This is a genomic window from Pseudomonas aylmerensis, assembly GCF_001702265.1.
GTDB classification, from domain to species: Bacteria; Pseudomonadota; Gammaproteobacteria; order Pseudomonadales; family Pseudomonadaceae; genus Aquipseudomonas; species Aquipseudomonas aylmerensis.
Map to the genome: position 1 here is coordinate 1 of NZ_MAUE01000038.1, position 23,007 is coordinate 23,007.

The window sequence follows — 23,007 nt, forward strand, 5'->3', positions numbered from 1 at the left end:
GAAACGAGTTTTTGGTGAGGATGGTCAAGGTGGCGAACCCGCCGATCACCAAGGCGCTGACCGGTAATACCAGGTGCCAGAAATAATCGGCAATCTTGCCGACTGTGCTCAGCTCTTCGAAATTCTCCGAGACCAGCCCGCGTACCGGGAACCAGTTCAGCGACGTGCCGCCGGCGAACACCACGATCAGGAACATTGCGAACAGGAACGCCGGCATCGCATAACCGATCACGATGGCGGTGCTGCTCCACACATCAAAGCTGCTGCCATGGCGCACCGCCTTGCGAATTCCCAGGGGGATCGATACCAGGTAGGTGATCAGCGTGGCCCACAGGCCGAGAGATACGGTGACCGGCATTTTCTCCAGGATCAGGTCGGTTACCGTGGCGCCGCGAAAGAAACTGTTGCCGAAATCCAGCTTGGCGTAGCTCTTGAGCATCAGCCACAGGCGTTCCGGCGCGGGCTTGTCGAAGCCGTACTGTTTTTCGATGTCCTTGATCAGTTTCGGGTCCAGGCCACGGCTGGCGCGGGAGCCGCTGCTGATGCCCTCGCCGGATGAACCGCCGATTGCGCCGCCGCCGATGCCTTGCAGGTGGGCGATGGCTTGTTCCACCGGGCCGCCTGGCGCGGCCTGCACGATGACGAAATTGACCAGCAGGATAATCACCAGCGTCGGGATGATCAGCAGCAGGCGCCGCACGATATAGGCAAACATCAGCGCGTCCCTCCGCGTTTTTTCAGCTCGGCGTCCATTTGCTCATTGGTCAGCGGCGTCGGGCTGATCTCCCACCAGGTTTCCAGGGCCTCGTCGTTCTGCGCCTCGATGGCCGGGCGACCGAACCGGTTCCACCACGCGGCGGACGTGCCGGGCGGGTAGTAATTGGGGATCCACAGGTAATTCCATTGCAGCACGCGGTCCAGGGCATGGGCGTAGTTGAGCATCTGCGCCTGGGTATCAGCCTTGACCAGGCCCTTGATCAGCGTGTCGACCGCCGGGTCCTTGAGCACCATGTAGTTGTTGGCGCCCGAATCAAACGCGGCCGCCGAACCGAAGTAGTTGTACAGCTCCATGCCAGGCGATGTCGTCACCGGGAAGCCGGTCACGATCATGTCGTAGTCGCGGGCCATCAGCCGGTTCACGTATTGCGAGGAGTCGATGCGGCGAATATTCAAGGTGATGCCGATCTGCGCGAGGTTGCGTTTATACGGCAACAGCAAGCGCTCGACGCCGTTCTGGGCATTCAGGAAGGTGAATTCCAGCGGCTCGCCCGCGGCGTTGACGAGCTTGTCGCCCTGCGGTTTCCAACCGGCCTCTTCAAGCAGGGCCAGGGCTTGCAGTTGCTTGTCGCGGATCATGCCGCTGCCGTCGGTGACCGGCGCCTTGAACACCTGGGTGAACACCTCGTCCGGCACCTGGCCGCGCAAGGGCTCGAGAATTGCCAGTTCCTCAGGGGTCGGCAACTGGGTCGCGGCCAATGGGCTGTTGGAGAAGTAGCTCTGCTGGCGGATGTACATATTGCGCATCATCTGCCGGTTGGCCCATTCGAAATCCCACAGCATCGCCAGCGCCTGGCGCACACGGCGGTCCTTGAACATCGGTTTTTGCACGTTGAACACATAACCCTGGGACGGCTGCGACATCGCTTTGGCCAAGTGCGCGCGTTGCAGGCGGCCATCGTCGAGTGCCGGGCCGTTGTAGCCGATGGAGTAACCGGTGGCGGAGAACTCACGGTTGAAATCGTAGGCGCCGCCGCGCAGTACCTGGCGGGCCACTTCGGTGTCGCCGAAATATTCCAGGCTCAGGTGATCGAAGTTGTACAGGCCACGGCTGACGGGCAGGTCCTTGCCCCACCAGTCCGGGTCGCGGGTAAAGGTGATGGTGTTGCCCGAATCGATCTTGCTGACCTTGTACGGGCCGCTGCCCAGCGGGGCTTCGTAGCCGCCGCCGTTGGCGAAGTCGCGGGTTTTCCACCAGTGCTCGGGGAACACCGGCAGGGTGGCGATATCCAGCGGCAGGGTGCGGTTCTCGTTGCTGGAAAAATCGAAGCGCACCTGGCGCGGGCCTTCGACCTCGACGTGCTTGACGTCGGCGAACAGTGTGCGAAAGCGCAGGCTGCCCTGGGTCATCAGCAGGTCGAAGCTGTAGCGCACGTCTTCGGCGGTGATCGGCTTGCCATCGGCAAAACGCGCCTTGGGGTTGAGGTAGAAACGCAGGGACAGGCCGTCGTCGGCGCGTTCCATCTTCTCGGCCACCAGGCCATACACCGTGTAGGGTTCATCCAAGGAGCGCTGGGCGAGGGGGGCATACAGCCAGCCGTCGACCTGGGACACGCCGATGCCTTTGTCGATATACGGCAACACGTGGTCGAAACGCCCGATTTCCAAGGCCGAGCGCCGCAGCGTGCCGCCCTTGGGCGCATTCGGATTGGCGTAGTCGAAATGGGTAAAGCCGGCAGAATATTTGGCCGGTTCGCCGTACACCGTCAGGTAGGTTTGCGGGGCCGCGATCACGGCCGTGCTGGCCATCAGCAAGGCCAGGGTGGAACTCAGCAGAGATGAAAAAGCCAATCGCATTGTCAGCCTTGAACGCCGGGTGAAGAAGATTAGGGATTTGTACGCTAACGGCATCAACGTCGCCAGTCACCACATGCACAACGGCCCACCAAAAGGCGGGCCGTTGTTTATAGCATCAGCGCAGACTGGATCAGTCCTGGCGGCTGGTCACTTCCAGCAGGTGGTAGCCAAACTGGGTTTTCACCGGGCCTTGCACGGTGTTGACCGGGGCGCTGAACACGACGCTGTCGAATTCCTTGACCATCTGGCCTGGACCGAACGAACCCAGGTCACCGCCTTGGCGGCTGGATGGGCAGCTGGAGTTGGCTTTGGCAACTTCTGCGAAATCAGCGCCGCCTTCGATTTGGGCCTTGAGTTCGTTGCACTTGTCTTCAGTGGAAACGAGGATGTGACGGGCGGTGGCTTTGGCCATGGGGATTAACTCCTTGAGTAAAAACGGTGAGCGTACCGGATTCAGGCGGTTATTTCCTGGCAAAGTTCCCGGTAAATGCCCAGTGGCTCACGCGCGGGCCATGGCGCCGCTGCGGGTCAACCATTCGATAAACAACGCAAACAGCTCGGCCTGGGAATTGATCGCGAGCTTGGTGTACAGGTTCTTGCGGTGCATGCGCACGGTTTCCGGCGAGATCCCCAGCACCTGGGCCGTGGATTTCACCGAGTGGCCGCGCAGGATCAAGTGCGCGATCTCGCGCTCGCGCACGGTCAGCACGCCACTGGCAAACCCCATGAACGCCGCCTCGATTTGCTGGTGCGCCTGGGTCTGGGTAAACCCTTCATCACGGATCACCTTGGCCAGGCCCCCGGTGGTGCCAAAGCGGCGCAGCAATTCGCGGACCATGGCCTGGGTGGCCTGCTGCAACGCCAGTTGCGCGTCGCTGAACTGCCCGGCGCTGAGGCCCTGGAACATGCACAGCGAGATCTTGCTCTGTGGCCCCAGGTCGACAATGTAGTAACTCTCCTGGGCACCGCCGCTGCGCAGGTAGTAGGTCTTGTAGTACTCGCTGTTGAAAAAATCGTCCGGGGCGATCTGGGCCAAGTGATAGAAGCCCTCGGCCAGGCCCTTGTCGACTGCCAGGCAGAACGGGTCCAGCAGGTAGCCGCGCGAGAAGTAGCGGTGGATGATTTCGTCCTGATAGGCGCGGGGAATACCCTGCTGATAGAGCAGATGCGGGGCCAGTCCCTGGCGCTCCAGGCTGATCATCATCGATTCGATGGGCGTGAGCACACACAGCGCGCTGGCCAGGTGTTCGAGGAAGCACGCCTCGTCCACATGGATCAGTGCCTGGGCCAGGGCGCGGTGCCAGGCTTCCAGTTGCTGCAGGGTCGGGTCGGGAGCTGTCGTCATGCTGGCCAGTCTACCCGCAGGCCAACCCCCAGGCAAAAACGCCGAGACAGGCTCGGCGTTGAGGTTCATTGGCCCTGGTACTCGCCCGTCTGGCGCAGTTCGGCGGCGGTGTCGAGGATGCATTGGCGCAGGGTCTCGACCACCTCGTCGACCTGGGCATGGGTGATGATCAGCGGCGGTGACATCACATTCAAGTGACCGATGGGGCGTACCAACAAGCCCTTGGCCTGGGCGCGAAGATGGATTTTTTCGCCGATATTGACCGCGTCCGGCAGCAGCGCCTTGGTGCGTTTGTCGGCGACAAACTCGATGCAGGCCATCAGGCGCTGGCAGCGGATATCGCCCACCAGTGGCAAATCGACCAGGGTTTGCAGGCGTTGCTCCAGGTAAACCCCGACATCTTCCACATGCGCCAGCAGGTTTTCGCGCTCGATGATCTCGATATTCTTCAGCGCCGCCACGCAACTCACCGGGTGGCCGCTGTAGGTGAAACCGTGGGTAAAGCAACGGCCCTTGCCCGGCTCGCCGATCACCTGCCAGATGCGCTCGGAGAAAATGCACGCGCCCAATGGCAGGTAGCCGGAAGTCAGGCCCTTGGCGGTGGTAATGATGTCCGGCTGCATGCCAAACACGTCCTCGGAGGCAAAAAACGCACCGAGGCGTCCGAAGGACGTCACCACCTCATCGGCCACGTACAGCAAGTCGTAGCGCTGACAGACCTCCCACATGCGCCGGTGGTAGCCCTTGGGTGGAATGATCACGCCACCCGACCCCATGATCGGCTCGGCAAAGAACGCTGCGACGTTGTCCGCGCCCAGGGTAAGGATCTTGTCTTCGAACTCGTTGGCCAGGCTGTCGAGAAACTCCGCCTCGCTCATCCCCTGTGGCGCCCGGTAGTAATTGGGGCAGGCGATGTGGTGGAACAGGTCGCTCATGAAATCGAATTCCGGCGCGCGGTCGGCGGCCTTGTTGCCGATCGACATGGTCAGGAACGTGCTGCCGTGGTACGCGCTGAAGCGCGAAATGATGTGTTTCTTGGCCGGCTTGCCACGGCTGTTCTGGTAGAACTGCACCAGCCGGTAGGCGGTGTCCACCGCCGTTGAACCGCCGGTGGTGAGAAACACATGGTCGAGGTCGCCGGGGGCCAGGCTGGCAAGCTTGGCGCACAGCTCGATGGCGGTGACATTGGCCATGTCGCAGAACGGGTTGGAATAAGCCAGCTGACGCACCTGATTGGCGATGGCCTCGGCCATTTCCTCCCGGCCCAGGCCGATATTCGTACACCACATGCCGCCGACCGCATCCAGGTAGCGATTGCCCTGGGTGTCGTAGATGTAGGCCCCGTCGCCGGCGGCAATATTCAGCGAGCCCTGTTCACGGTGCTCGTCGAACATATGGAAACCGTGCATGTAGTGAGCTTTGTCGGCGGCGTCCAGCTTGGCATTGTCGAACTGGGCGAAGAAAGCAGGATTTGGCAGAGTCATGGCATTTACCTTCAATGGCTGGTTTTCACTTGCCGGTCTTCACGGCATTCCAGGTACGGGTGATCAGGCGCACGGCGGCCGGTGGCTGGCTTTTTTGCGTGAACAGGCGCTGCAGGGTCGCGGCGTCGGGGTAGATCGCCGGGTTGTCGCGGATCTCGGCATTCACCAGCGGCTTGGATGCCAGGTTGCTGTTGGCGTAATGGATGGTGTTGCTCACGCCCGCCATGGTCGCGGGCTGCAGGAGGAATTCGATGAATTTGTGGGCATTGGCGACATGCGGCGCATCCGCCGGGATATAGAAGTTATCGAACCAGATCAGCGAGCCTTCCTGGGGAATGAAGTAGTCCAGGTTGATCTTCGCCCCGGCCTCCGTCGCGCGCGCCTGGGAGGTGGCGTAATCGCCGGACCAGGTGGTGGCCAGGCACAGATCGCCGTTGGCCAGGCCGTTGATGAAACCGCTGGAGTCGAATTTTCGAATGTACGGTCGCACGGCCATCAACACCGCCTGGGCCGCCTTGAGGTCTTTGGGCGCGACACTGTTCGGGTCCAGGTGCAGATAGGTCAGGGCCAGCGGGATCATGTCGGTGGGCGAATCCATGAAGGTGATGCCGCAGTCGGCAAATCGCGACACGATCTTCGGATCGAAAATCATCGCCAGCGAACCGATGGGCGCATCCGGCATGCGCGCCTTGATCATGTCGACGTTATAGGTCACGCCATTGCTGCCCCAGGTATACGGCGCGGAATAGGTGACACCCGGGTCATGGGCTTCCAGGTGCTTGAGTACCAACGGGTCGAGGTTTTTCCAGTCGGGCAGTTGCGTTTTGTCCAGTGGCTGGAACACCTTGCCCTGGATCAGCAGCGGCACCAGCGAGGCGTTGAGCAAGGCCAGGTCATAACCGGAACGTCCGGAGAGCAACTTGCCCTGCACGGTCTCGTAGGAATCGTAGGTGTCGTAGATCACCTTGATCCCCGTGGCCTTCTCGAAGTCGGCCAGGGTGGTCTCGCCGATATAATCCGCCCAGTTGTAGATACGCAGGGTGTTGTCCGCGGCGTCTGCGGCCTGGCTCAGGGCCGGCAAGGCCAGCAATACGGTGCTGAGCAGGGCGATAAAGGCTTTATGCATGGGGACCCACCTTGTGTTGTGCTGTTATCAGGCGAAGGGACTGATGGCACTGTCAGGCAGGTGGCGGGCAGGGCGCCATACCCCGTTCGGGTAGGGCGCCGAATTCAGGGCAGGACGATATAGTCATTGCGCTGAATGATCGGCCGGTGCGGGCCCTGCACCAGGTGCAGGTAGCGGCCGTCCACGAGGTCGATGGGCAGGCAGTCGTCGATATCCAGCACGCCGTCGGTGTGGGCCTGGGACCAATGGCGCAGCATCTGTTGCTTGCCCTGGCGGGTGGCGTCCTGTTTGTTGCGCGCGACTACCAGCAGGTAATGATGGGCCTCGCCGAAGCTGTTGGCTTCATAACCGCCGAGGTTGATGAAATACAGGTGATGCGCTCCCGCCTCGGGGGCCAGGTGGCTGAGTTCGACCTTCCAGCCGTCGACGCCATCCACTGCCATCCACGAATCGATATGCACGCCCTTGGGGCTGCCGAACCAGCCGTCGCGCAGTTGCGGGTAGGTAGCTTCCAGCGTATCCGCCGCAGCGAACACCACATCATGCACTTCAATTTTCGCCCTGGGGTGCTTGCCCCCGAGCATCACGACAAACAGCATTGCAGGTCCTTCCTGGCGACTTGGCAGAGCGCAACCATACTTCGATTGAACCCTTTTGTCCGGCCAATGCCACACTGTTAATCCGCACACTCATCAGGAGATTGTCATGCGTACCATTGATCTGGCGGGCGTTCCCGTCCCTGTCGTCGGCCAGGGCACCTGGCGCATGGGCGAGGATCCGGACCAGCACCGCGCTGAAGTCGCGGCGTTGCAACTGGGCATCGACGAGGGCCTGACCCTGATCGATACCGCCGAAATGTACGGCGAGGGCGGCGCCGAAACGGTGGTCGGCGAGGCCATCCGCGGCCGGCGTGACCAGGTGTTCCTGGTGAGCAAGGTCTACCCGCACAATGCCAGCCAGAAGGGTATCCCGCGTGCGTGCGAAGCCAGTCTCGCGCGCCTGGGTACCGACTATATCGATCTGTATCTGTTGCACTGGCGTGGCCAGTACCCGCTTGAAGAAACCGTCGAGGCCTTCGAACGTTTGCGCGAGGCGGGCAAGATCGGCCGTTGGGGTGTCTCCAATTTCGATGTGGCCGACCTGCAGGAACTTGCATCCCCGGCCTGCGCGACCAACCAGGTGCTCTACAACATCGAAGAGCGTGGTATCGAATTCGACCTGCTGCCGTGGTGGCAACAACATCACTTGCCATTGATGGCGTACTGTCCGATTGCCCAAGGCGGAGCGTTGTTGTCCAGCACGACCCTCAAGCAGATTGCGCGCCGTCATGAGGTCTCGCCCGCCCAGGTCGCCCTGGCCTGGGTGTTGCGCCAGGACGGCGTGATCGCCATCCCCAAGGCGGTCAACCCCGAGCATGTGCGGCTCAACGCTGCTGCGGCCAAGCTGGTGCTGGACGAGCATGACCTTGACGCCATCGACCGCGTGTTCGGCGCCCCCAAGCGCAAGCACCCGTTGGCCATGGTCTAGCCACCTGGCCGCAACGGCGCCGTCCCTGGCTGCCGTTGCGGCACGAGTTGCCTCAGCCCGCTACCGGGCTTCGCCAGTCATCCGATCCGGACGTGCCAGAGACTTCGTGCGTCCAGACGATCTTGCGATAGGTGAAGTACACCTCCTCGAGGTGAGTGAAGTGGGCATTGTCCGGGTTCTGGCAATTGGGCATGCGTGACTGGATATCGACGATGGTCGCGCCTTCAAGCTCGATGGTGAAGTAATGCTCCTGGGTGCCGGCCGAGGACGTGCGCAGCCATTCCAGCCGGCACTTGACCTCCTCGCCGCTGGTCAATGCGCTGAACAGTAGTGGCGAGGACTTATCGAACACCTTGCTGATCATCAGGGGCTTGTGGACCCTCTGGCCCGTTGGCTGGCCGGATTGCGGATCACGGGGAATGATCACCTGATGGGAAAAGGCCTGCACCAGGATCTGGTCCTCATGGCCTTCCTGATAAATATTGCCTACCGAGTCCTGGGTGAATGTACCTGCCGTTATCAAACCTTGCTTGACGCCGGTGATGGAAAGATACGCGGGTGTTGGCATGACGGTTTCCTTGCCTGATTGATGAGGTAGTTCCAACGGGCAAGTGCGCCGGTCGGAGACATACCCTTAACAAGAAGCGTGCCGGAAAGTGCGAGGGCCAATGAAAGTAATGGTCTGGCAGGTTCTTGATCGAACTATTGAGTCAGTAGGGGTGTTTTTAAGCGGTTTTAAGTGAGGAGTGTTGCGCATAAGTGCGCAATTAGTTGCTCATAGGCTGTGTATAAGCTGCATTTGGGGTAGGGGCGGGAGTTACGGCTTGGATGCTTGTTTACCTGTGCAATCTGCTGCGCACGCCTCAATTTACAAGGGTTGTAGGAAATTCCTTAAGTGCACTTCCCTCGCTTGCTGGATGTTCAATGCATGGCTAAGGTTTGCGAACTTCGTTGCGAATCGAGCGAAGGTCAGGTGGCATTCTGATGCACGAATTTAATGTGCTTAGTTGGCCTTTGCTGTCTTTGGTAGTTGTGCGCGGTGCTCAATGTCTTATTCGGACAAGTTGTGTGATCATTATCTTGAAGTCGCGAAAATGCCGTGCTCGCAAACAAGTTTTGCTGGCAGCGACATGCGCTTTTCGAATGAGTATGACGCGCTCGAGACCGAGTTGGAGAAGGCGCAATCGCTGCACGGCAGCGGCCAGCCCGATTGGCACAAGGTCCTCGAAATCAGTGAGTCGCTGTTGTGTCGCCAGTCCAAGGATCTGCGCGTAGGCGTCTGGTTGACCTGGGCATTGCATCAGCGTGACTCCTTCCCCGGGTTGCTGGCCGGCCTCGGGTTGTTGCGTTATCTCTGCGAGCAGCACTGGGCGGCGCTGTATCCTGCAAAGCTGCGCACCCGGAGCGCAGCGCTGCGTTGGTTGGTATTACGGCTTGAGCCGTTGTTTGCGCAGAGTGTATCGGTACAGAGCCAGCAGCCGTTGTTTCGCTGCGTACTCGAACAATTGGTGCGGCTCGATGAACTGTGGACCGAACACCTGGGAGATGACGCGCCGCTGTTGCTGCCGATTCGCCGACAACTGACGCAGCGATTGGAACGCGTTGCACACGATGAGCCGCCGCCTGCCGGGTTGAGCGGTGCGATTGCGCAGGTCAAGCAGGCCACCACTCAACTGCTGAAGCCCGAAGCGGTGGTGGAGAACGAAAAACAAGCGCACAGAGTGTTGCGCACCTTGCAGGAGCAAGCTCGTCCCTTGTGTGCCTGGTGGTTGCGACAGAGCGCCACCGACCTGCGGGCATTACGCCTGAATCGAACCTTGGCATGGCTGGCGCTGGTCAGTTATCCGGACGCCGACAACCAGCACGTCACCTCATTGCGCGGACTGGCCCCCGACAAACTCACACGATTCCAGGAGCGTTTTGCCCAAGGGCATCACGCCGACCTGATGCTCGAACTTGAGGCCAGCCTCGCCGGTGCCATGTTCTGGTTCGACGGGCTGCATAGGCTCTGGCAATGCCTGGAGGCGCTGCAGGCGGATCAGGCCATGACCGAGCTGGAAGTGTCTTTTGCCTTGTTGCTGCAACGCTTGCCCAACCTGCCCGAGTATCGCTTTCACGACGGCACACCGTTCGCCGACACGGCAACCCGCGATTGGATCGCACTGCAGGTAACCCGTCACCTGCGCAGGCCTGAGTCACCGGCAGTCGCGGCCGATGTCGATGCCGAACCTTGGGAGAAGGCCTTGCAGGAGGCGGTGCCCAGGCTGCGCAAGGACGGGCTCAAGAGTGTCATCCCTGTGTTCAAGCAGGGCATGCACGGCGCCCACAGTGATCGTGCCCGGTTTCATTGGCGTCTCGCACAGGCTCGCGTGTGTGTACACGCGGGCAAGCATGAGCTGGCAAAGATCCAGCTCGAATACCTCGATCACGAGTTGCAACGGTCGGCGCTTGAGCGCTGGGAGCCGCAGTTGGCACTGCAGGTGGCCCAGCTGCTGCACCGCTGCTGCGACCTGATGCCACAAAACCACGCCGTGCGCGAGCGCAAGGAAGACACCCATCGCAGGCTGTGCCTCTTCGATCTTGAAGCGGTACTTGAATAGGCTTTCGAGCCACTTGAAAACGGAGCAGCACCATGGCCAAAGACGGTTCGGTAGCACCCAAGGAACGTATCAATATCACCTTCAAGCCAGCTATCGGTGGGGCGCAGGAAGAGGTTGAGCTGCCGCTCAAGCTGCTGGTCCTCGGTGATTTCACCCAGCGTGAAGACTTGCGCAAGCTTGAAGACCGCAAGCCCGTCGCACTCGACAAGAACACGCTCGACGAGGTGCTGGCCAAGCAGGCACTGAGCCTGACGCTGAATGTTCCCAACCGGCTCCAGGAAGGCGACGACGCCGCCGAGTTGGCCATCCAGGTGCGTATCAACACCATGAAGGATTTCAACCCTGCGAACCTGGTGGAGCAGATTCCCCAGCTGCACAAGTTGATGGCGTTGCGTGAGGCACTCATGGCGCTCAAGGGACCGCTGGGCAATACACCCAGCTTTCGCAAAGCCATCGAGCAGGCCCTGGCCGATGACGTTTCCCGCGCAAGGGTATTGGCAGAGCTAGGGCTGAACAGCCCTACCGCCTGACATTCTCAGTTAAAAGGACACTGACAGCATGACCACCCAACAGAACGCGACGCCTGCACACGCCGTGGATGAATACAGCATCCTCGACAACATCATTGCCCAGACTTTGCTCGGCGCCGACGACGAAGCGTACGGGATTGCCAAGCGGGGCGTCTCGGCGTTTATCGAAGAACTGATCAAGCCGCAGAACAGCGGCGAGCCGGTCAAGAAACGTTTGGTCGACCGCATGATCGCCGAGATCGACACAAAGCTCAGCCAGCAAATGGACGAGATCCTGCACCACCCGGATTTTCAGGCGCTGGAAGCCGCCTGGCGTGGCTTGCAGTTACTGGTCGAACGCACCGACTTCCGTGAAAACATCAAGATCGAACTGCTGAACGTCTCGCGGCAGGACCTGCTGGATGATTTCGAAGACTCGCCGGAAGTCACCCAGTCGGGGTTGTACAAGCATATCTACAGCGCTGAATACGGTCAGTTTGGTGGTCAACCGGTGGGCGCGGTGATCGCCAACTACTTTCTTTCCCCCAGCGCGCCCGACGTGAAGCTGATGCAATACGCTTCCAGTGTGGCCTGCATGGCCCACGCGCCTTTTATCGCTGCCGCCGGGCCGGGCTTTTTTGGCCTGGAAAGCTTCACCGGCCTGCCTGACCTGAAGGATCTCAAAGACCATTTCGAAGGTCCGCAGTTTGCCAAATGGCAAAGTTTCCGCCAGAGCGAAGACTCGCGCTACATCGGGTTGACGGTGCCGCGCTTTCTGCTGCGTACGCCTTACGATCCCCTTGAATGCCCGGTCAAGACCTTCGGGTACCAGGAAAATGTGGTGAACAGCCACGAGCACTATCTGTGGGGCAATACGGCCTATGCCTTCGCCACCCGGTTGACCGACAGCTTCGCGCGCTTTCGCTGGTGCCCGAATATCATCGGGCCGCAAAGCGGAGGGGCCGTGGAAGACTTGCCGTTGCATCACTTCCACAGCATGGGTGAAATCGAAACCAAGATTCCCACCGAAGTATTGGTGTCTGACCGGCGTGAATACGAGCTGGCGCAAGAGGGCTTCATTGCCCTGACGATGCGCAAGGGCAGCGACAACGCCGCGTTCTTCTCCGCCAGCTCGGTGCAGAAACCCAAGCAGTTCGGTATCAGCGCCGAGGGCAAGGACGCCGAACTGAATTATCGCCTGGGTACCCAACTGCCCTACATGATGGTGGTCAACCGCCTGGCCCATTACCTGAAGGTCTTGCAGCGTGAGCAACTGGGTTCGTGGAAGGAGCGCACCGACCTGGAGCTGGAGCTCAACAAGTGGATTCGCCAGTACGTCGCCGACCAGGAAAACCCCAGTGCCGAAGTGCGTGGGCGGCGTCCATTGCGGGCGGCACGCATCGTCGTCAGTGACGTCGACGGTGAGCCTGGCTGGTATCGCGTGAACCTCAGCGTGCGACCGCACTTCAAGTACATGGGGGCGGATTTCACCCTGTCGCTTGTTGGCAAGCTCGATAAAGCATGAGCAGGGGGCAGGGGATGACCCACAACCGAAGCCTGTTCGAACGCCTTGATCGCCCGGCAACTGCGCCCGCCTGCGGCGTGACGTCTGTAGCAGCCCACCTGGGGAAAATGCTCAGCATCCGCGCGGGCAGCGTTCTGACACTGGCGGACTATGGGTTGCCCGACCTCAATGATATGAACCAGAGCCTGCATGAGTCATTGAGCCAGTCGCGCCTGCTGATCGAGCGGTTTATCCGTGCTTATGAGCCGCGGTTAAAGGAGGTGCGGGTCATCGCGCTGCCACGGGATCACGATCCGTTGGCACTCGCATTTGTCATTGAGGCGGTGATGACGGGCGCAGGGGGCAAGCAACCGGTGGTTTTTACCGCGCGGCTGCGTGATGCCGGGCAGGTCGAGGTCTTGCCGGATGTCCTTTAATCGCTATTACCAGAGCGAGCTCAGTGCGCTGCGTCAACTGGGGCGACGTTTCTCCGAGCGCAATCCGGCGCTCGCACCGTTTCTTGCCGAGCCCGGCCAGGATCCGGATGTCGAGCGGTTGCTGGAGGGCTTTGCGTTTCTCACAGGGCGCTTGCGGCAGAAACTGGACGACGAGTTGCCGGAGCTGACCCATTCCCTCATGCACCTGTTGTGGCCCAACTACATGCGGCCGATGCCTGCTTTCAGCATCCTGCAGTTTGATCCGTTGAAGCATGCGGGGCCGGGTGTGAGTGTTGCGCGGGATACACCGGTGGAAAGTGCGGCCATCAACGGCGAGCGCTGTCGCTTCCGTACCTGTTACGCCACACAGGTCCTGCCGCTGCAACTGAGCGCTGTGGACTACAGCCTACAGGGCCAGCAGGGCCGGTTGAGCCTGCGCCTGGAGATGAGTGCCGAAGGCAATTTCAGTGAGTGGACCTTCGATCAATTGCGCCTGCACCTGGCCGGCGATCGCTATCTCGGCCAAGGGTTGTACCTGGACCTGTTGCGCCATCTCGAAGGTATCGAGGTGTTGCCCTTCGGCCAGGATGGCTTGCCGGTCTGCGACGTTGATGGCCAGGCGCTCGCGCTGCGGCTCGGTGCCGACCAGGTGAGCCCGGTGGGATTCAGCGAGGAGCACGCGTTGATTCCCTACCCGATGAATACCTTTCGCGGGTATCGCCATTTGCAGGAGTACTTCGCCTTTCCTGACAAATACCTGTTTGTCGACGTCGGTGGGCTGAATGCGCTGCGCAGCTTGCCGCCAGAGCAGCTCAGACAGGTGCGCGGGGTGGTGATGCGTTTCGAGCTGCGCAATCCGTGCCATGGGCCCCGGCACCCCACGTTGGAGAATGTGAAGCTGTACTGCACGCCGATCGTCAACCTGTTCAAGCATGACGCGGTGCCCATCCGCCTGGACGGCAAACAGGACGAGTACCTGCTGATTCCGGGGGAATATTCGCGCGAACACGCCTGTGTGTTTTCCGTGGACAGCATCACCGGTTGGCAGCCCGGCGGGCAGGGGTATCGGACCTACGTACCGTTCGAGTCCTTCGAGCATGACGGCGCGACCGAGGCATCCAAGGCGTCACCCAGCTACAGCATCCGCCAACGTCCATCTGCACAGCACGCCGGGCTCGATACCTGGCTGGGGTTCGACAGGGCGCCGGAGCACGATCAGGAAACGCTGTCTATCGAGTTGACCTGTACCAACCACAACCTGCCCAGGTTGCTTCAGATCGGGATGATCAACCAGCCATGCGAGCAGACACCCCAAGGGTTGTCGTTTCGGAATATCAGTGCACCGACGGCGAGTTTCTCACCGCCCCTGGACCAGGACTTTCTCTGGCGGCTTATCAGCAACCTGTCGCTCAACTACCTGTCACTGAGCGACATCAATGCCCTGAGGGTCATCCTCGAAACCTATGACTTGCCGCGCTACCACGACCGGCAAGCGCAGAAGGTCAGCGAGAGACGGCTGGGCGCATTGCACTCCGTCAGGCATGTGGCCGTTGACCGATTGCAGCGTGGCCTGCCGTTTCGAGGGTTACGCATCGACCTGACGATCGATCCGCAAGGCTTTCTCGGCCAGGGCGAAGTGTTTGTGTTCGCGTCGGTACTCAATGAGTTCTTCGCACTCTACGCCAGCCTGAATGCCTTCCACGAACTACGAGTCATCAGCACACAAGGAGACGTGTATCTATGGCCACCCCGGATGGGCCAGCAACCCCTGCTTTGACGGCGCTGTCCTGCGTCATCCGTGAGTACTCGCTGTTCCAGGCGGTTCTGCAGGTGATCAAGCGTCTGCGTGTTGCCCATCCGACCTTGGATGACGACGCGCTGTATGACCAGTTGGAGTTTCAGGCCAACCCGGGCCTGGGGTTTCCCGGTCACGATATTGACCGGGTGGAGTTTTTCGTTGAGCGCGGCCTGTTGCGAGCGCGGCTGCGCCTTAACGTGCTGGGCCTGTGCGGTGCCGGTTCGCCACTGCCTGCGTTTTATGGCGAGCAGGCGTTTGCCGACAGCGTAGGCGGCAACACGACGCGCGAGTTTCTCGACCTGTTTCACCATCGCCTGCAGCGGCTGATGCTGCCTATCTGGCGCAAATATCGCTATCGGGCGTGTTTCCAGGCGGGGGCGCGCGATGCTTTTTCCGAGCAGATGTTTGCCTTGATCGGCTTGCGGGGGCCGCAGATCCGCAACGCTGTGCCATTGAACTGCAAGCGGCTGCTGCCCTACTTGGGCCTGCTCAGCCTGCGCGCGCATTCGGCAGCCTTGATCGAAACGGTGCTGCGCTACTACTTCAAGCACCGTCGCGTGCACATCGAGCAATGGGTTGAACGCACGGTGGTGATTGCCGATTCACAGCGAAATCGCCTGGGTACTGCCAACAGTGTGCTGGGTGTGGACCAAGTGCTGGGAAGTCGGGTTGCCGATCGCAGCGGCAAGTTCAGGGTGCACGTGCAAGGTCTCGACTGGCAGCGCTTTCACGGGTTTTTACCCACGGGCACGGACTATCCATTGTTGTGTTCATTGGTGCGGCTGACCGCACGGGACCCTCTGGAATATGACCTGCGCCTGGTGCTGGCCAAGGAATCGATAAGGCCATTGCACCTGGGCGAACAGAACGTTTGCCACCTCGGTTGGACCAGCTGGCTGACGCATGAATGCGCTGACGGTGTGGTCATTGTGGCCAGCAACGCTAATTAGGGATGAATCATCATGATGAATGTGGACCTGCAACACCTGATCCAGACGTTGAACGCCCAAGCCCGCCAGGACCTTGCCCGCTCAGCCGAGCGTTGTGTTGCTCGCGGCGGCACGCAAGTGCTGGTGGAAGACTTGCTGTTGGCCTTGCTGGAAGATCACGAAGGCCTTCTGATGCAAGCGTTGGCGGATGCAGGGATCGACGCCGGCGAGCTGCGAGCCACCTTGCAACCCAAGGGCGAGTCGAGCGCGTCACGCAATCCGGTATTTGCCTTGGCCCTGGTGCAATGGCTGCAACAAGCCTGGATGGTTGCCCACCTGGAGCTCAAACACACCGAAGTTGATCATGGCGCCCTGTTGCTGGCGCTGTTGCGCCATCCGTTGGAGCACGCGGGCAGTGGCTATCAGGCGGTGCTGAGCCGATTGGACACGCGGCGTGTGCAGGATTTTCTGATGGCCCAGGCGCCTCGGCGTCCCTGCGCACCGAATGGCGAATCCTTGCTGGAACGCTTTACCCATGACCTGACGCGGCAGGCCCAGGACGGGCGTATCGACCCGGTGTTGTGTCGCGATGCCGAGATCCGGCAACTGATCGACATCCTGGTGCGCCGGCGCAAGAACAACCCGATTCTCGTCGGCGAAGCCGGGGTGGGGAAAACCGCAGTTGTCGAAGGCCTCGCCTTGCGTGTGGTCAGCTCGCAGGTGCCCGAACCTCTCAAGGGTGTACGAGTGCTGACGCTGGACCTGGGCTTGCTCCAGGCGGGTGCCAGTATCAAGGGTGAGTTCGAACGGCGCCTCAAAGGTGTGATCGATGAGATCAACGCGTCGGCGCAACCGGTGATCCTGTTTATCGACGAGGCTCATACGTTGGTCGGGGCGGGCTCCCAGGCGGGCTCCTCGGACGCGGCCAACCTGCTCAAGCCGGCCCTGGCGCGTGGCGAGTTGCGCACCATCGCCGCGACCACGTGGAGGGAATACAAACAGTACTTTGAAAAGGATCCAGCGCTGGCACGGCGTTTTCAGCCGGTGCTCATCGGTGAGCCGAGTGTCGACCAGGCGGTTTCGATCCTGCGCGGATTGGTGCCGGTGTATGAGCGCAGCCATGGGGTCTACGTTCGTGACGATGCCGTCGTTGCGGCTGCACAGTTGAGCGCCCGTTACCTGGCAGGGCGTCAGTTGCCGGACAAGGCGGTGGATGTGCTGGACACCGCCTGTGCACGCCTGCGCACCAGCCGGGACAGCGCGCCCGAAGTGTTGCAACGCCTGTATGCCGAACAGGCGGCAGGTGCGCTGCAACACCAGGCGTTGAGCCGTGACAGGGACACCGGGCTTGTCGTCGATGAACAGGCCTTGCAGGCGTTGAACCTGCGCATGACGGCAGTGGAATGTGAGCGGCAGCCGCTGGAGCAACAGTGGCTGGAGCGGCAAGCGTCTGCGCAACACGTGTGCCCGCGCCTGGTCGCGCAGGTCATCAGCGCCTGGACCGGCATCCCCGTTGAACAGCTGGCCCTTGAGACCAATGAGCGGGTTATGGGGTTTGCCGACGCGCTGCGTTCGCGCCTCCTTGGCCAGGAGCAAGCCGTACAGGCCCTTGATCGCAACCTGCGCGCGGTGGCCGCCGGGCTCAACAAGGTCGACGCACCCGTCGGGGTGTTCCTGCTGGTGGACCCGAGTGGCGTGGGCAAGACCGAGACGGCCCTGGCCCTTGGTGACCTGCTGTACGGCGGCGAGCGTTTCGTCACCACGCTCAACATGACCGAGTATCAGGAAAAACATGCGCTGTCGCGGCTGATTGGCGCACCACCTGGCTATATCGGCTATGGCGAGGGCGGGGTGCTCACGCAAGCCGTGCGTCAACGTCCGTATTCAGTGGTGCTGCTCGATGAGGTGGAGAAAGCCGACCCGGACGTGTTGAACCTGTTCTATCAGATTTTCGACAAGGGGCTGGCCAATGACGGCGAAGGGCGGGAGGTGGATTTTCGCAACACGTTGTTCCTGATGACCTCCAACCTCGGCAGTGAGGCCGTCGGCAACTTGTGCGCGGGTGCCCGGCGCCCGGATGTGCAGGTGCTGCAAGACGCGCTCGAACCGCTGCTGCGTGCCCACTTCAAGCCTGCACTGCTGGCGCGGATGCGGGTGGTGCCGTACTACCCGCTCACCGGTGAGCTGCTGCACGAAATGGCCCGGCTCAAGTTGGAGCGCCTCGGGCAAAGGCTGCAACTGCGCAAGCTCGCCTTCAGCTACACGCCTGAGCTGGTGGCGCACATGGCTGAGCGGTGTACCCATGGTGACAGCGGTGCCCGGTATATCGATCAATGGATCGAGATCCACTTGCTGCCACAGGTGGTGGATCGGTTGCTGGAGGCCATGGCCAGTGGCGAGCCCCTGTCGCGGGTGCATGCCGGCCTGGGCAGCCGTGGCGAGCCCAGCTGCGAGTTCAGCCAATGACGGATGACCGCTTGAACCCGCTGACCCATCCCGTGGCTTACGCCGAGGCGCTGCTGGCGTGGTTCGCCCGCCTGGGCATCGATGGCGACGAGACGACTTTGGCGGGTCTGTGTGTCGAGGCGGCCGCGCAACTGAGTCAGTGCGAACTCAGCCAATTGTATTGGCGCGACGAGCTAACCGGCGGACTGCGCCTGATGGCCGAGCATTTGCCTGCGAGACTGCCGGCCGCCGGGCCGGTTTTAAACGCGGACTCCCAGGGTGAGCAAGTGCTGCAGCATGTGCTCAGTCAGCGAAAGGGCCTTTGCATTGATGACCTGCCGGCCAGCGTCTACGACACCGGGTTCTTGCCCGCGATGGCGACGCCTTGGCATTCATTGTTGTGCGTGCCGCTGTTCAACCGGCAGAAGACCCTCGCGGGCGTATTGCTGTGTGCGAGCCACCACTCGAAACCGTTGCAGGACTACAGCGTTTCCCTCGGCCATCTGGCGAGCTTCGCCTTGATGCAACTGGCGTTGCTGCGACGGATGCGCACTGCGCAAAGTGTCGCGCAGCCGCAGGACTGTGCGCCCGTTCCTCGCGCGGCGTTGGGCTTGATCGGCAACAGCGCTGCCATGGATGCCACCTGTCGACTGATCGCCAAGGTGATGGGGACCCCATACACGGTGCTGCTGCGCGGCGAAACCGGTACCGGCAAAGAGGTGGTGGCACGCGCCATCCATGCCGCCGGGCCGCGCAGCAGCAAGGCTTTTGTGGTGCAAAACTGCGCGGCCGTTCCGGAAGGCCTGCTGGAAAGCGAACTGTTCGGTTACCGCAAGGGCGCCTTCACAGGCGCCGAACGCAACCACATAGGGCTGTTTGATACGGCGCACGGCGGCACTTTGCTCCTGGACGAGATCGGTGATATGCCGCTGTCGCTGCAGGCCAAACTATTGCGGGTATTGCAGGAAGGTGAAATTCGCCCATTGGGGTCCACAGCGGCGCATAAAGTCGATGTACGCATCATTGCCGCGACCCATCGAAACCTCGCCGCGATGGTGGCGCTTGGGACCTTTCGTGAAGACCTGTACTACCGGCTGGCGCAATTTCCGATTGAACTGCCGCCCCTGCGTGAGCGCGATGGCGATGTACTGCTGCTGGCGAGTGATTTCACGCAACAGGCCTGCACTGCCCTCGGGCGCGCGCCCGTGGAGTGGTCGAGTGCTGCGCTGGATCAGCTCTCCAGGCATGGTTTTCCCGGCAATGTGCGCGAACTCAAATGTCTGGTGGAGCGCGCGGTGCTGCTCTGTGACGACGGCGTGATCCTGCCGGAGCACCTGTCCTTGTCACCGGTGCCCACCGATGAACCCGTCGACACCACGTTGCGCCAACGCCTGGAGCGGGTGGAGCGCGTATTCCTGATCGACTGCCTGCACAAGAACCGTGGCAATCGCACGCGTACCGCTCGCGAGCTGGGTGTCGCGCGCCGCACGCTGCTCTATCGGCTGGCCCGCCTGAAGATTCCCATGGGCGATGCCCGCGAGGAGGGCTGAATGAGTGCGTGCGCATACCTGATTTTCCTGGGAGGAACCTGATGCCTTTTCGTTCGTGGCAAGCCGTGGTGCTTGTGTTGTGTTTGCTGGGTGGCTGCAACGCCAATTATGTCTTTGATGATGCTGACTATCGTCCGTTGGGTGATCCCCTGGCGGCCCGTCGCGGCCATTGAACAGGGAGGTCCTGCAATGCAATTAGTGCTTGAAGTGTGTGAAGCCGCGAGGGGTGAGTTGCCGGCGCGCAAAACGTTTGACGGCATCGGCGGCGTGATCGGTCGTGGCAAGGCGTGTGACTGGATCATTCCGGACACCGCGCGGTTGATTTCCAGTCACCATGGCCTGGTCAGCTACCGTGACGGTAGCTACTTCCTCACCGATATCAGCAGCAACGGTATCGGTGTGTCCGGCAGCGTGGAGCGCCTCTGCAAGGGGCAGGCGCGGTTGATCAACGAGGGCGATGTGTACCAACTGGGTGCGACGCAGATTCGAGCCCGGCTGATCGGTCATCAGCGCCGTCCAGGCGTCCAGGGGCAACCCATTCCCGACGATGCGTTCCTGGGGTTGGACCCACTCCAAGCGTTGGAGCGTGAACAACGCGGTGGCGAATCATCGCCGGAGCTGGACGCGTTGGACACGTGCACAGACGCGGTCGGTCACTCGATGGATCACCGGGCTGTGGACCATGACCACCTGGTCGTGCCTCAGTGGGCTGAGCCGGTCAGGGAGATTGAGTCGCCACAACCCGACAGGATTGCCCCGGCAACCACAGAGACCTTCTGGGCGCAGTTCGGCGAGGCGTTGGGCGTGCAGGTGGATACGCTCGATATTCCCGGGCGCGAAGCCCTGGCGATCAAGGTTGCCGGGTTGCTCAGGCAAACCATCGATGGTTTGCAGCAAGGCCTGCGAACCCGCGACGAGCTGTACACCGAGATGGGCCTGGATGGCTGCACTTCGGTGATGCGTCAGAACCCCTTGAAAGACTGCGGCGATCCCCAGACGGCCCTCGCGTCGCTGTTGGGTGGGGGCGATCCGCGCCAATGCCAGGCCGAGCGGTCGGTCGTCCAGGCGTGGCAGGAATTGCAAGTGCATCAACTGGCCCTGGTCGTGGCTTGCCGTACCGCCGTGCGCAGCGCATTTGCGCGCTTTGCGCCAGGCCATCTGCTGCTGTGTTTCGAACGCGAAGGTAAGCCGCGCCGTTTGCTCACCGATGGCGCGCACTGGCGCGCTTACCAACGCCACTACCGTCGGTTGAGCGACGAGGCCTGTCCGGAGGAGCCGCTATTGCGCATTGATTTTTCCAAAGCCTACACGGAGCAGGTGCGCCTGATCTCCACCCTGCACGCGGCGTACCCGGGATGATGTTCATGTATCGATTTGCATCAATGGTGGTAGCGCTGGGCCTGTTGGTCGGTTGCAGCAGCGTGTCGCCTTTTTCGACCCTGACCAAGCTGGACCTGACGTTGACGGCCAGCGACGAGGTCAACCCCGATCTTCATGGCCGTCCTTCGCCGGTGGTCGTGCATTTGCTCGAGCTGCGGCATCCCGTGGCATTCGAGCATGCCGACTTTTTCAGCCTGTATGGCCGGGCCGAACAGTCCCTGCCCAAAGACTGGGTCAGCAGCGAAGAACTGACACTGCGGCCCGGGGAGCGGTTGGCGCTCAAGCTTGGCGTTGGGCCTCACAGTCGTTACGTCGGCGTCCTGGCGGCCTATCGTGATTTGCCCCATGTGCAATGGCGGCTGGTGTTGCCGGTCATGCCTGCGCACCTGACGCGTGCCGACCTGGTGCTGGACCAGACCGGTATTCGTTTCGCCGTCCCGCACACCGACAGGCAGGAGGATTGAGATGCAGGTGCATAACGTTATCTGGCGCGAAGGCATGCTGCTCAAGCCCCAGCATTTGCAGCACAACGATCGCTACTACCATCAGCAGCTCAACCGCACTCGGTTACTGGCCGGTGATGCCTGGGGGTTCCTCACGCTGGAAGTCGACTTGCAGTACCTCAATCTGGGCAAGGTGGTGGTCAACCAGGCCAGCGGTGTATTGCCGGACGGCAGCCTGTTCGAGCTGAGCGGCGCGATGCAACCCCTGGTGTTGCAGGTGCCCGCCGACGCTGGCCCGCAAGCCGTGTACCTGGCCTTGCCCTTGGTGACCTTGAATCAGATTGAAGTGCGCAACCCTGAGCAAGTCGATGTGCTGGCGCGCTATGTGGCCTGTGAAACCGAGATTGGCGATTCCAACGCCGGCGTCGACTCGCGCTGCCAGATCAACTGTGCACGCCCGGACCTGCGCCTGATCCTGGGAGAGCAGGCCAGCGACCCGTGCTACGTGAAACTGCAGGTCGCCCAGTTGCTGGATTCGACCCGCGAAGGCGGGGTACGGCTGGACACGGATTTCGTCCCGACGTTCATCTATCTCCAGGAGGCCGGCTATGTGTCGTCGTGCGTCAAGGAGGTGATCAGTCTACTTGCAAGCCGTGGCGATGCGATCGCCGCGCGCGTCCAGGGTAATGGCACCTCCGCAGGCGCACAGGTCGGCGACTTTCTGATGCTGCAACTGATCAATCGCGCCGAATTGATTGTGCGTCACTACCTGGGCCAGACCCAGGTTCGTCCAGAGGTGGTGTACCGCGAGTTGCTCTCGATACTCGGCGAGCTATCGACGTTTGCGACCGATAGCAAGCGTGCGCAATGGGACGTGCATTACCGGCACGCCGACCAGGGTGCGAGCTTTCGCGGCTTGATGGTCGGCTTGCGCGCCGTGCTGTCGTCGGTGCTCGAACAGCATGCCATTGAGCTGGTGTTGCAACCGCGCCAGTACGGGGTGCTGGTCTGCCCGGTGAGTGATCTCAAGTTACTCGGGACGGCGACGTTTATCCTGGCAGCCGCCGCGCAGTGTGATGCGCAAGAGCTGCGCCATCGATTGCCCGCCCACCTGAAGATCGGCCCTGTGGAGCGCATCCGCGAACTGGTCAACCTGCATCTCGCCGGTATCAAGGTCAAGCCACTGCCGGTGGCGCCGCGACAGATTCCGTTTCACGCCAACAAGACCTATTTCATGCTCGAACTCAGTGCCCGTGACATCACGCAGTTGGAGCAATCGGGTGGTTTTGCCTTCCATGCCAGCGGCGAGTTCGCCGAGCTGGAACTCAACTTCTGGGCCATCAGGAACTGACTGCC

Annotated in this window: 21 protein-coding genes; 13 read left to right on the forward strand and 8 right to left on the reverse strand. The window is 61.3% G+C overall.

Going from position 1 to position 23,007, the window contains the following annotated elements; genetic code table 11:
- The 7 genes from BBG20_RS23820 to BBG20_RS23850 all read right to left on the reverse strand — a co-directional run.
- Positions 1 to 715: ABC transporter permease subunit (locus BBG20_RS23820; RefSeq protein WP_065907773.1), on the reverse strand; the 715-nt coding region annotated here is incomplete at its 3' end.
- On the reverse strand, positions 715 to 2,574 hold the full coding sequence (locus tag BBG20_RS23825; RefSeq protein ID WP_065907775.1) for an extracellular solute-binding protein: 1,860 nt from the start codon (positions 2,572 to 2,574) through the stop codon (positions 715 to 717). The genes BBG20_RS23820 and BBG20_RS23825, both read right to left, overlap by 1 nt.
- Before the next feature lie 130 nt (positions 2,575 to 2,704).
- A complete protein-coding gene (locus tag BBG20_RS23830) occupies positions 2,705 to 2,986 on the reverse strand; it encodes a peptidylprolyl isomerase (protein ID WP_065887453.1) in 282 nt (93 codons plus the stop codon).
- Positions 2,987 to 3,073: 87 nt separating this feature from the next.
- Entirely contained in the window at positions 3,074 to 3,919 is an 846-nt protein-coding gene (locus tag BBG20_RS23835; protein ID WP_065907777.1) for a helix-turn-helix domain-containing protein, read from the reverse strand.
- Positions 3,920 to 3,984: 65 nt separating this feature from the next.
- Positions 3,985 to 5,403: an aminotransferase gene (locus tag BBG20_RS23840; RefSeq protein WP_065907779.1), complete on the reverse strand. Its 1,419-nt coding sequence runs from the start codon at positions 5,401 to 5,403 to the stop codon at positions 3,985 to 3,987.
- 25 nt (positions 5,404 to 5,428) lie between these two features.
- Positions 5,429 to 6,529, reverse strand: a complete 1,101-nt coding sequence (locus tag BBG20_RS23845) for a polyamine ABC transporter substrate-binding protein (RefSeq protein ID WP_065907780.1) — start codon at positions 6,527 to 6,529, stop codon at positions 5,429 to 5,431.
- A 104-nt stretch (positions 6,530 to 6,633) separates the two neighbouring features.
- Positions 6,634 to 7,128: a DUF1543 domain-containing protein gene (locus BBG20_RS23850; RefSeq protein WP_065907782.1), complete on the reverse strand. Its 495-nt coding sequence runs from the start codon at positions 7,126 to 7,128 to the stop codon at positions 6,634 to 6,636.
- A gap of 106 nt (positions 7,129 to 7,234) precedes the next feature.
- Between BBG20_RS23850 and BBG20_RS23855 the strand changes: the two genes are divergently transcribed.
- Complete coding sequence (locus BBG20_RS23855) at positions 7,235 to 8,056, forward strand: aldo/keto reductase (RefSeq protein WP_065907784.1); 822 nt, start codon at positions 7,235 to 7,237, stop codon at positions 8,054 to 8,056.
- Positions 8,057 to 8,108: 52 nt separating this feature from the next.
- On the opposite strand, the gene BBG20_RS23860 is transcribed toward BBG20_RS23855, so the two are convergent.
- The gene (locus tag BBG20_RS23860; protein WP_065907791.1) at positions 8,109 to 8,624 is read right to left on the reverse strand and encodes an Hcp family type VI secretion system effector; all 516 of its coding nucleotides are present in this window, start codon (positions 8,622 to 8,624) and stop codon (positions 8,109 to 8,111) included.
- 478 nt (positions 8,625 to 9,102) lie between these two features.
- Between BBG20_RS23860 and tssA the strand changes: the two genes are divergently transcribed.
- Genes tssA through tssK form a run of 12 tightly spaced genes read left to right on the forward strand, consistent with a single transcriptional unit; the run spans position 9,103 to position 23,002 of the window.
- Complete coding sequence (tssA, locus tag BBG20_RS23865; RefSeq protein WP_083221471.1) at positions 9,103 to 10,656, forward strand: type VI secretion system protein TssA; 1,554 nt, start codon at positions 9,103 to 9,105, stop codon at positions 10,654 to 10,656.
- A gap of 32 nt (positions 10,657 to 10,688) precedes the next feature.
- Positions 10,689 to 11,186: a type VI secretion system contractile sheath small subunit gene (gene tssB / locus BBG20_RS23870; protein WP_065907795.1), complete on the forward strand. Its 498-nt coding sequence runs from the start codon at positions 10,689 to 10,691 to the stop codon at positions 11,184 to 11,186.
- A gap of 28 nt (positions 11,187 to 11,214) precedes the next feature.
- Positions 11,215 to 12,690, forward strand: coding sequence for a type VI secretion system contractile sheath large subunit (gene tssC / locus BBG20_RS23875; protein ID WP_065907797.1), 1,476 nt, complete (start codon positions 11,215 to 11,217; stop codon positions 12,688 to 12,690).
- Positions 12,691 to 12,704: 14 nt separating this feature from the next.
- Positions 12,705 to 13,106: a type VI secretion system baseplate subunit TssE gene (gene tssE / locus BBG20_RS23880; protein WP_065907798.1), complete on the forward strand. Its 402-nt coding sequence runs from the start codon at positions 12,705 to 12,707 to the stop codon at positions 13,104 to 13,106.
- Entirely contained in the window at positions 13,096 to 14,883 is a 1,788-nt protein-coding gene (gene tssF / locus BBG20_RS23885; protein ID WP_065907800.1) for a type VI secretion system baseplate subunit TssF, read from the forward strand. The genes tssE and tssF overlap by 11 nt, the downstream gene beginning before the upstream one ends.
- Positions 14,847 to 15,854, forward strand: a complete 1,008-nt coding sequence (tssG, locus tag BBG20_RS23890) for a type VI secretion system baseplate subunit TssG (RefSeq protein ID WP_065907802.1) — start codon at positions 14,847 to 14,849, stop codon at positions 15,852 to 15,854. The genes tssF and tssG overlap by 37 nt, the downstream gene beginning before the upstream one ends.
- Before the next feature lie 12 nt (positions 15,855 to 15,866).
- Positions 15,867 to 18,299 (forward strand): AAA family ATPase, encoded by a 2,433-nt coding sequence (locus tag BBG20_RS23895; protein ID WP_065907804.1) that lies wholly within the window; start codon positions 15,867 to 15,869, stop codon positions 18,297 to 18,299.
- Entirely contained in the window at positions 18,296 to 19,828 is a 1,533-nt protein-coding gene (locus BBG20_RS23900) for a sigma-54-dependent Fis family transcriptional regulator (RefSeq protein WP_065907806.1), read from the forward strand. Before BBG20_RS23895 ends, BBG20_RS23900 begins: the two co-directional genes overlap by 4 nt.
- Positions 19,829 to 19,869: 41 nt before the next feature.
- Positions 19,870 to 20,001 carry a type VI secretion protein gene (locus tag BBG20_RS23905; protein ID WP_065907808.1) on the forward strand — a complete coding sequence of 44 codons (132 nt, stop codon included), beginning with the start codon at positions 19,870 to 19,872 and terminating at the stop codon, positions 19,999 to 20,001.
- 16 nt (positions 20,002 to 20,017) lie between these two features.
- Positions 20,018 to 21,187: a type VI secretion system-associated FHA domain protein TagH gene (tagH, locus tag BBG20_RS23910; protein WP_065907810.1), complete on the forward strand. Its 1,170-nt coding sequence runs from the start codon at positions 20,018 to 20,020 to the stop codon at positions 21,185 to 21,187.
- 5 nt (positions 21,188 to 21,192) lie between these two features.
- Positions 21,193 to 21,672 carry a type VI secretion system lipoprotein TssJ gene (gene tssJ, locus BBG20_RS23915; protein ID WP_065907870.1) on the forward strand — a complete coding sequence of 160 codons (480 nt, stop codon included), beginning with the start codon at positions 21,193 to 21,195 and terminating at the stop codon, positions 21,670 to 21,672.
- 1 nt (position 21,673) lies between these two features.
- Positions 21,674 to 23,002, forward strand: coding sequence for a type VI secretion system baseplate subunit TssK (gene tssK, locus BBG20_RS23920; RefSeq protein ID WP_065907812.1), 1,329 nt, complete (start codon positions 21,674 to 21,676; stop codon positions 23,000 to 23,002).
- Positions 23,003 to 23,007 lie beyond the last annotated feature (5 nt).

Bases quoted from the DNA above. Each gene is read 5' to 3' on its own strand.
- BBG20_RS23825 (WP_065907775.1), bottom strand. From the start codon at position 2,574: ATGCGATTGGCTTTTTCATCTCTGCTGAGTTCCACCCTGGCCTTGCTG.
- BBG20_RS23830 (WP_065887453.1), bottom strand. From the start codon at position 2,986: ATGGCCAAAGCCACCGCCCGTCACATCCTCGTTTCCACTGAAGACAAG.
- BBG20_RS23835 (WP_065907777.1), bottom strand. From the start codon at position 3,919: ATGACGACAGCTCCCGACCCGACCCTGCAGCAACTGGAAGCCTGGCAC.
- BBG20_RS23840 (WP_065907779.1), bottom strand. From the start codon at position 5,403: ATGACTCTGCCAAATCCTGCTTTCTTCGCCCAGTTCGACAATGCCAAG.
- BBG20_RS23845 (WP_065907780.1), bottom strand. From the start codon at position 6,529: ATGCATAAAGCCTTTATCGCCCTGCTCAGCACCGTATTGCTGGCCTTG.
- BBG20_RS23850 (WP_065907782.1), bottom strand. From the start codon at position 7,128: ATGCTGTTTGTCGTGATGCTCGGGGGCAAGCACCCCAGGGCGAAAATT.
- BBG20_RS23855 (WP_065907784.1), top strand. From the start codon at position 7,235: ATGCGTACCATTGATCTGGCGGGCGTTCCCGTCCCTGTCGTCGGCCAG.
- BBG20_RS23860 (WP_065907791.1), bottom strand. From the start codon at position 8,624: ATGCCAACACCCGCGTATCTTTCCATCACCGGCGTCAAGCAAGGTTTG.
- tssA (WP_083221471.1), top strand. From the start codon at position 9,103: ATGTCTTATTCGGACAAGTTGTGTGATCATTATCTTGAAGTCGCGAAA.
- tssB (WP_065907795.1), top strand. From the start codon at position 10,689: ATGGCCAAAGACGGTTCGGTAGCACCCAAGGAACGTATCAATATCACC.
- tssC (WP_065907797.1), top strand. From the start codon at position 11,215: ATGACCACCCAACAGAACGCGACGCCTGCACACGCCGTGGATGAATAC.
- tssE (WP_065907798.1), top strand. From the start codon at position 12,705: ATGACCCACAACCGAAGCCTGTTCGAACGCCTTGATCGCCCGGCAACT.
- tssF (WP_065907800.1), top strand. From the start codon at position 13,096: ATGTCCTTTAATCGCTATTACCAGAGCGAGCTCAGTGCGCTGCGTCAA.
- tssG (WP_065907802.1), top strand. From the start codon at position 14,847: ATGGCCACCCCGGATGGGCCAGCAACCCCTGCTTTGACGGCGCTGTCC.
- BBG20_RS23895 (WP_065907804.1), top strand. From the start codon at position 15,867: ATGATGAATGTGGACCTGCAACACCTGATCCAGACGTTGAACGCCCAA.
- BBG20_RS23900 (WP_065907806.1), top strand. From the start codon at position 18,296: ATGACGGATGACCGCTTGAACCCGCTGACCCATCCCGTGGCTTACGCC.
- BBG20_RS23905 (WP_065907808.1), top strand. From the start codon at position 19,870: ATGCCTTTTCGTTCGTGGCAAGCCGTGGTGCTTGTGTTGTGTTTGCTG.
- tagH (WP_065907810.1), top strand. From the start codon at position 20,018: ATGCAATTAGTGCTTGAAGTGTGTGAAGCCGCGAGGGGTGAGTTGCCG.
- tssJ (WP_065907870.1), top strand. From the start codon at position 21,193: ATGTATCGATTTGCATCAATGGTGGTAGCGCTGGGCCTGTTGGTCGGT.
- tssK (WP_065907812.1), top strand. From the start codon at position 21,674: ATGCAGGTGCATAACGTTATCTGGCGCGAAGGCATGCTGCTCAAGCCC.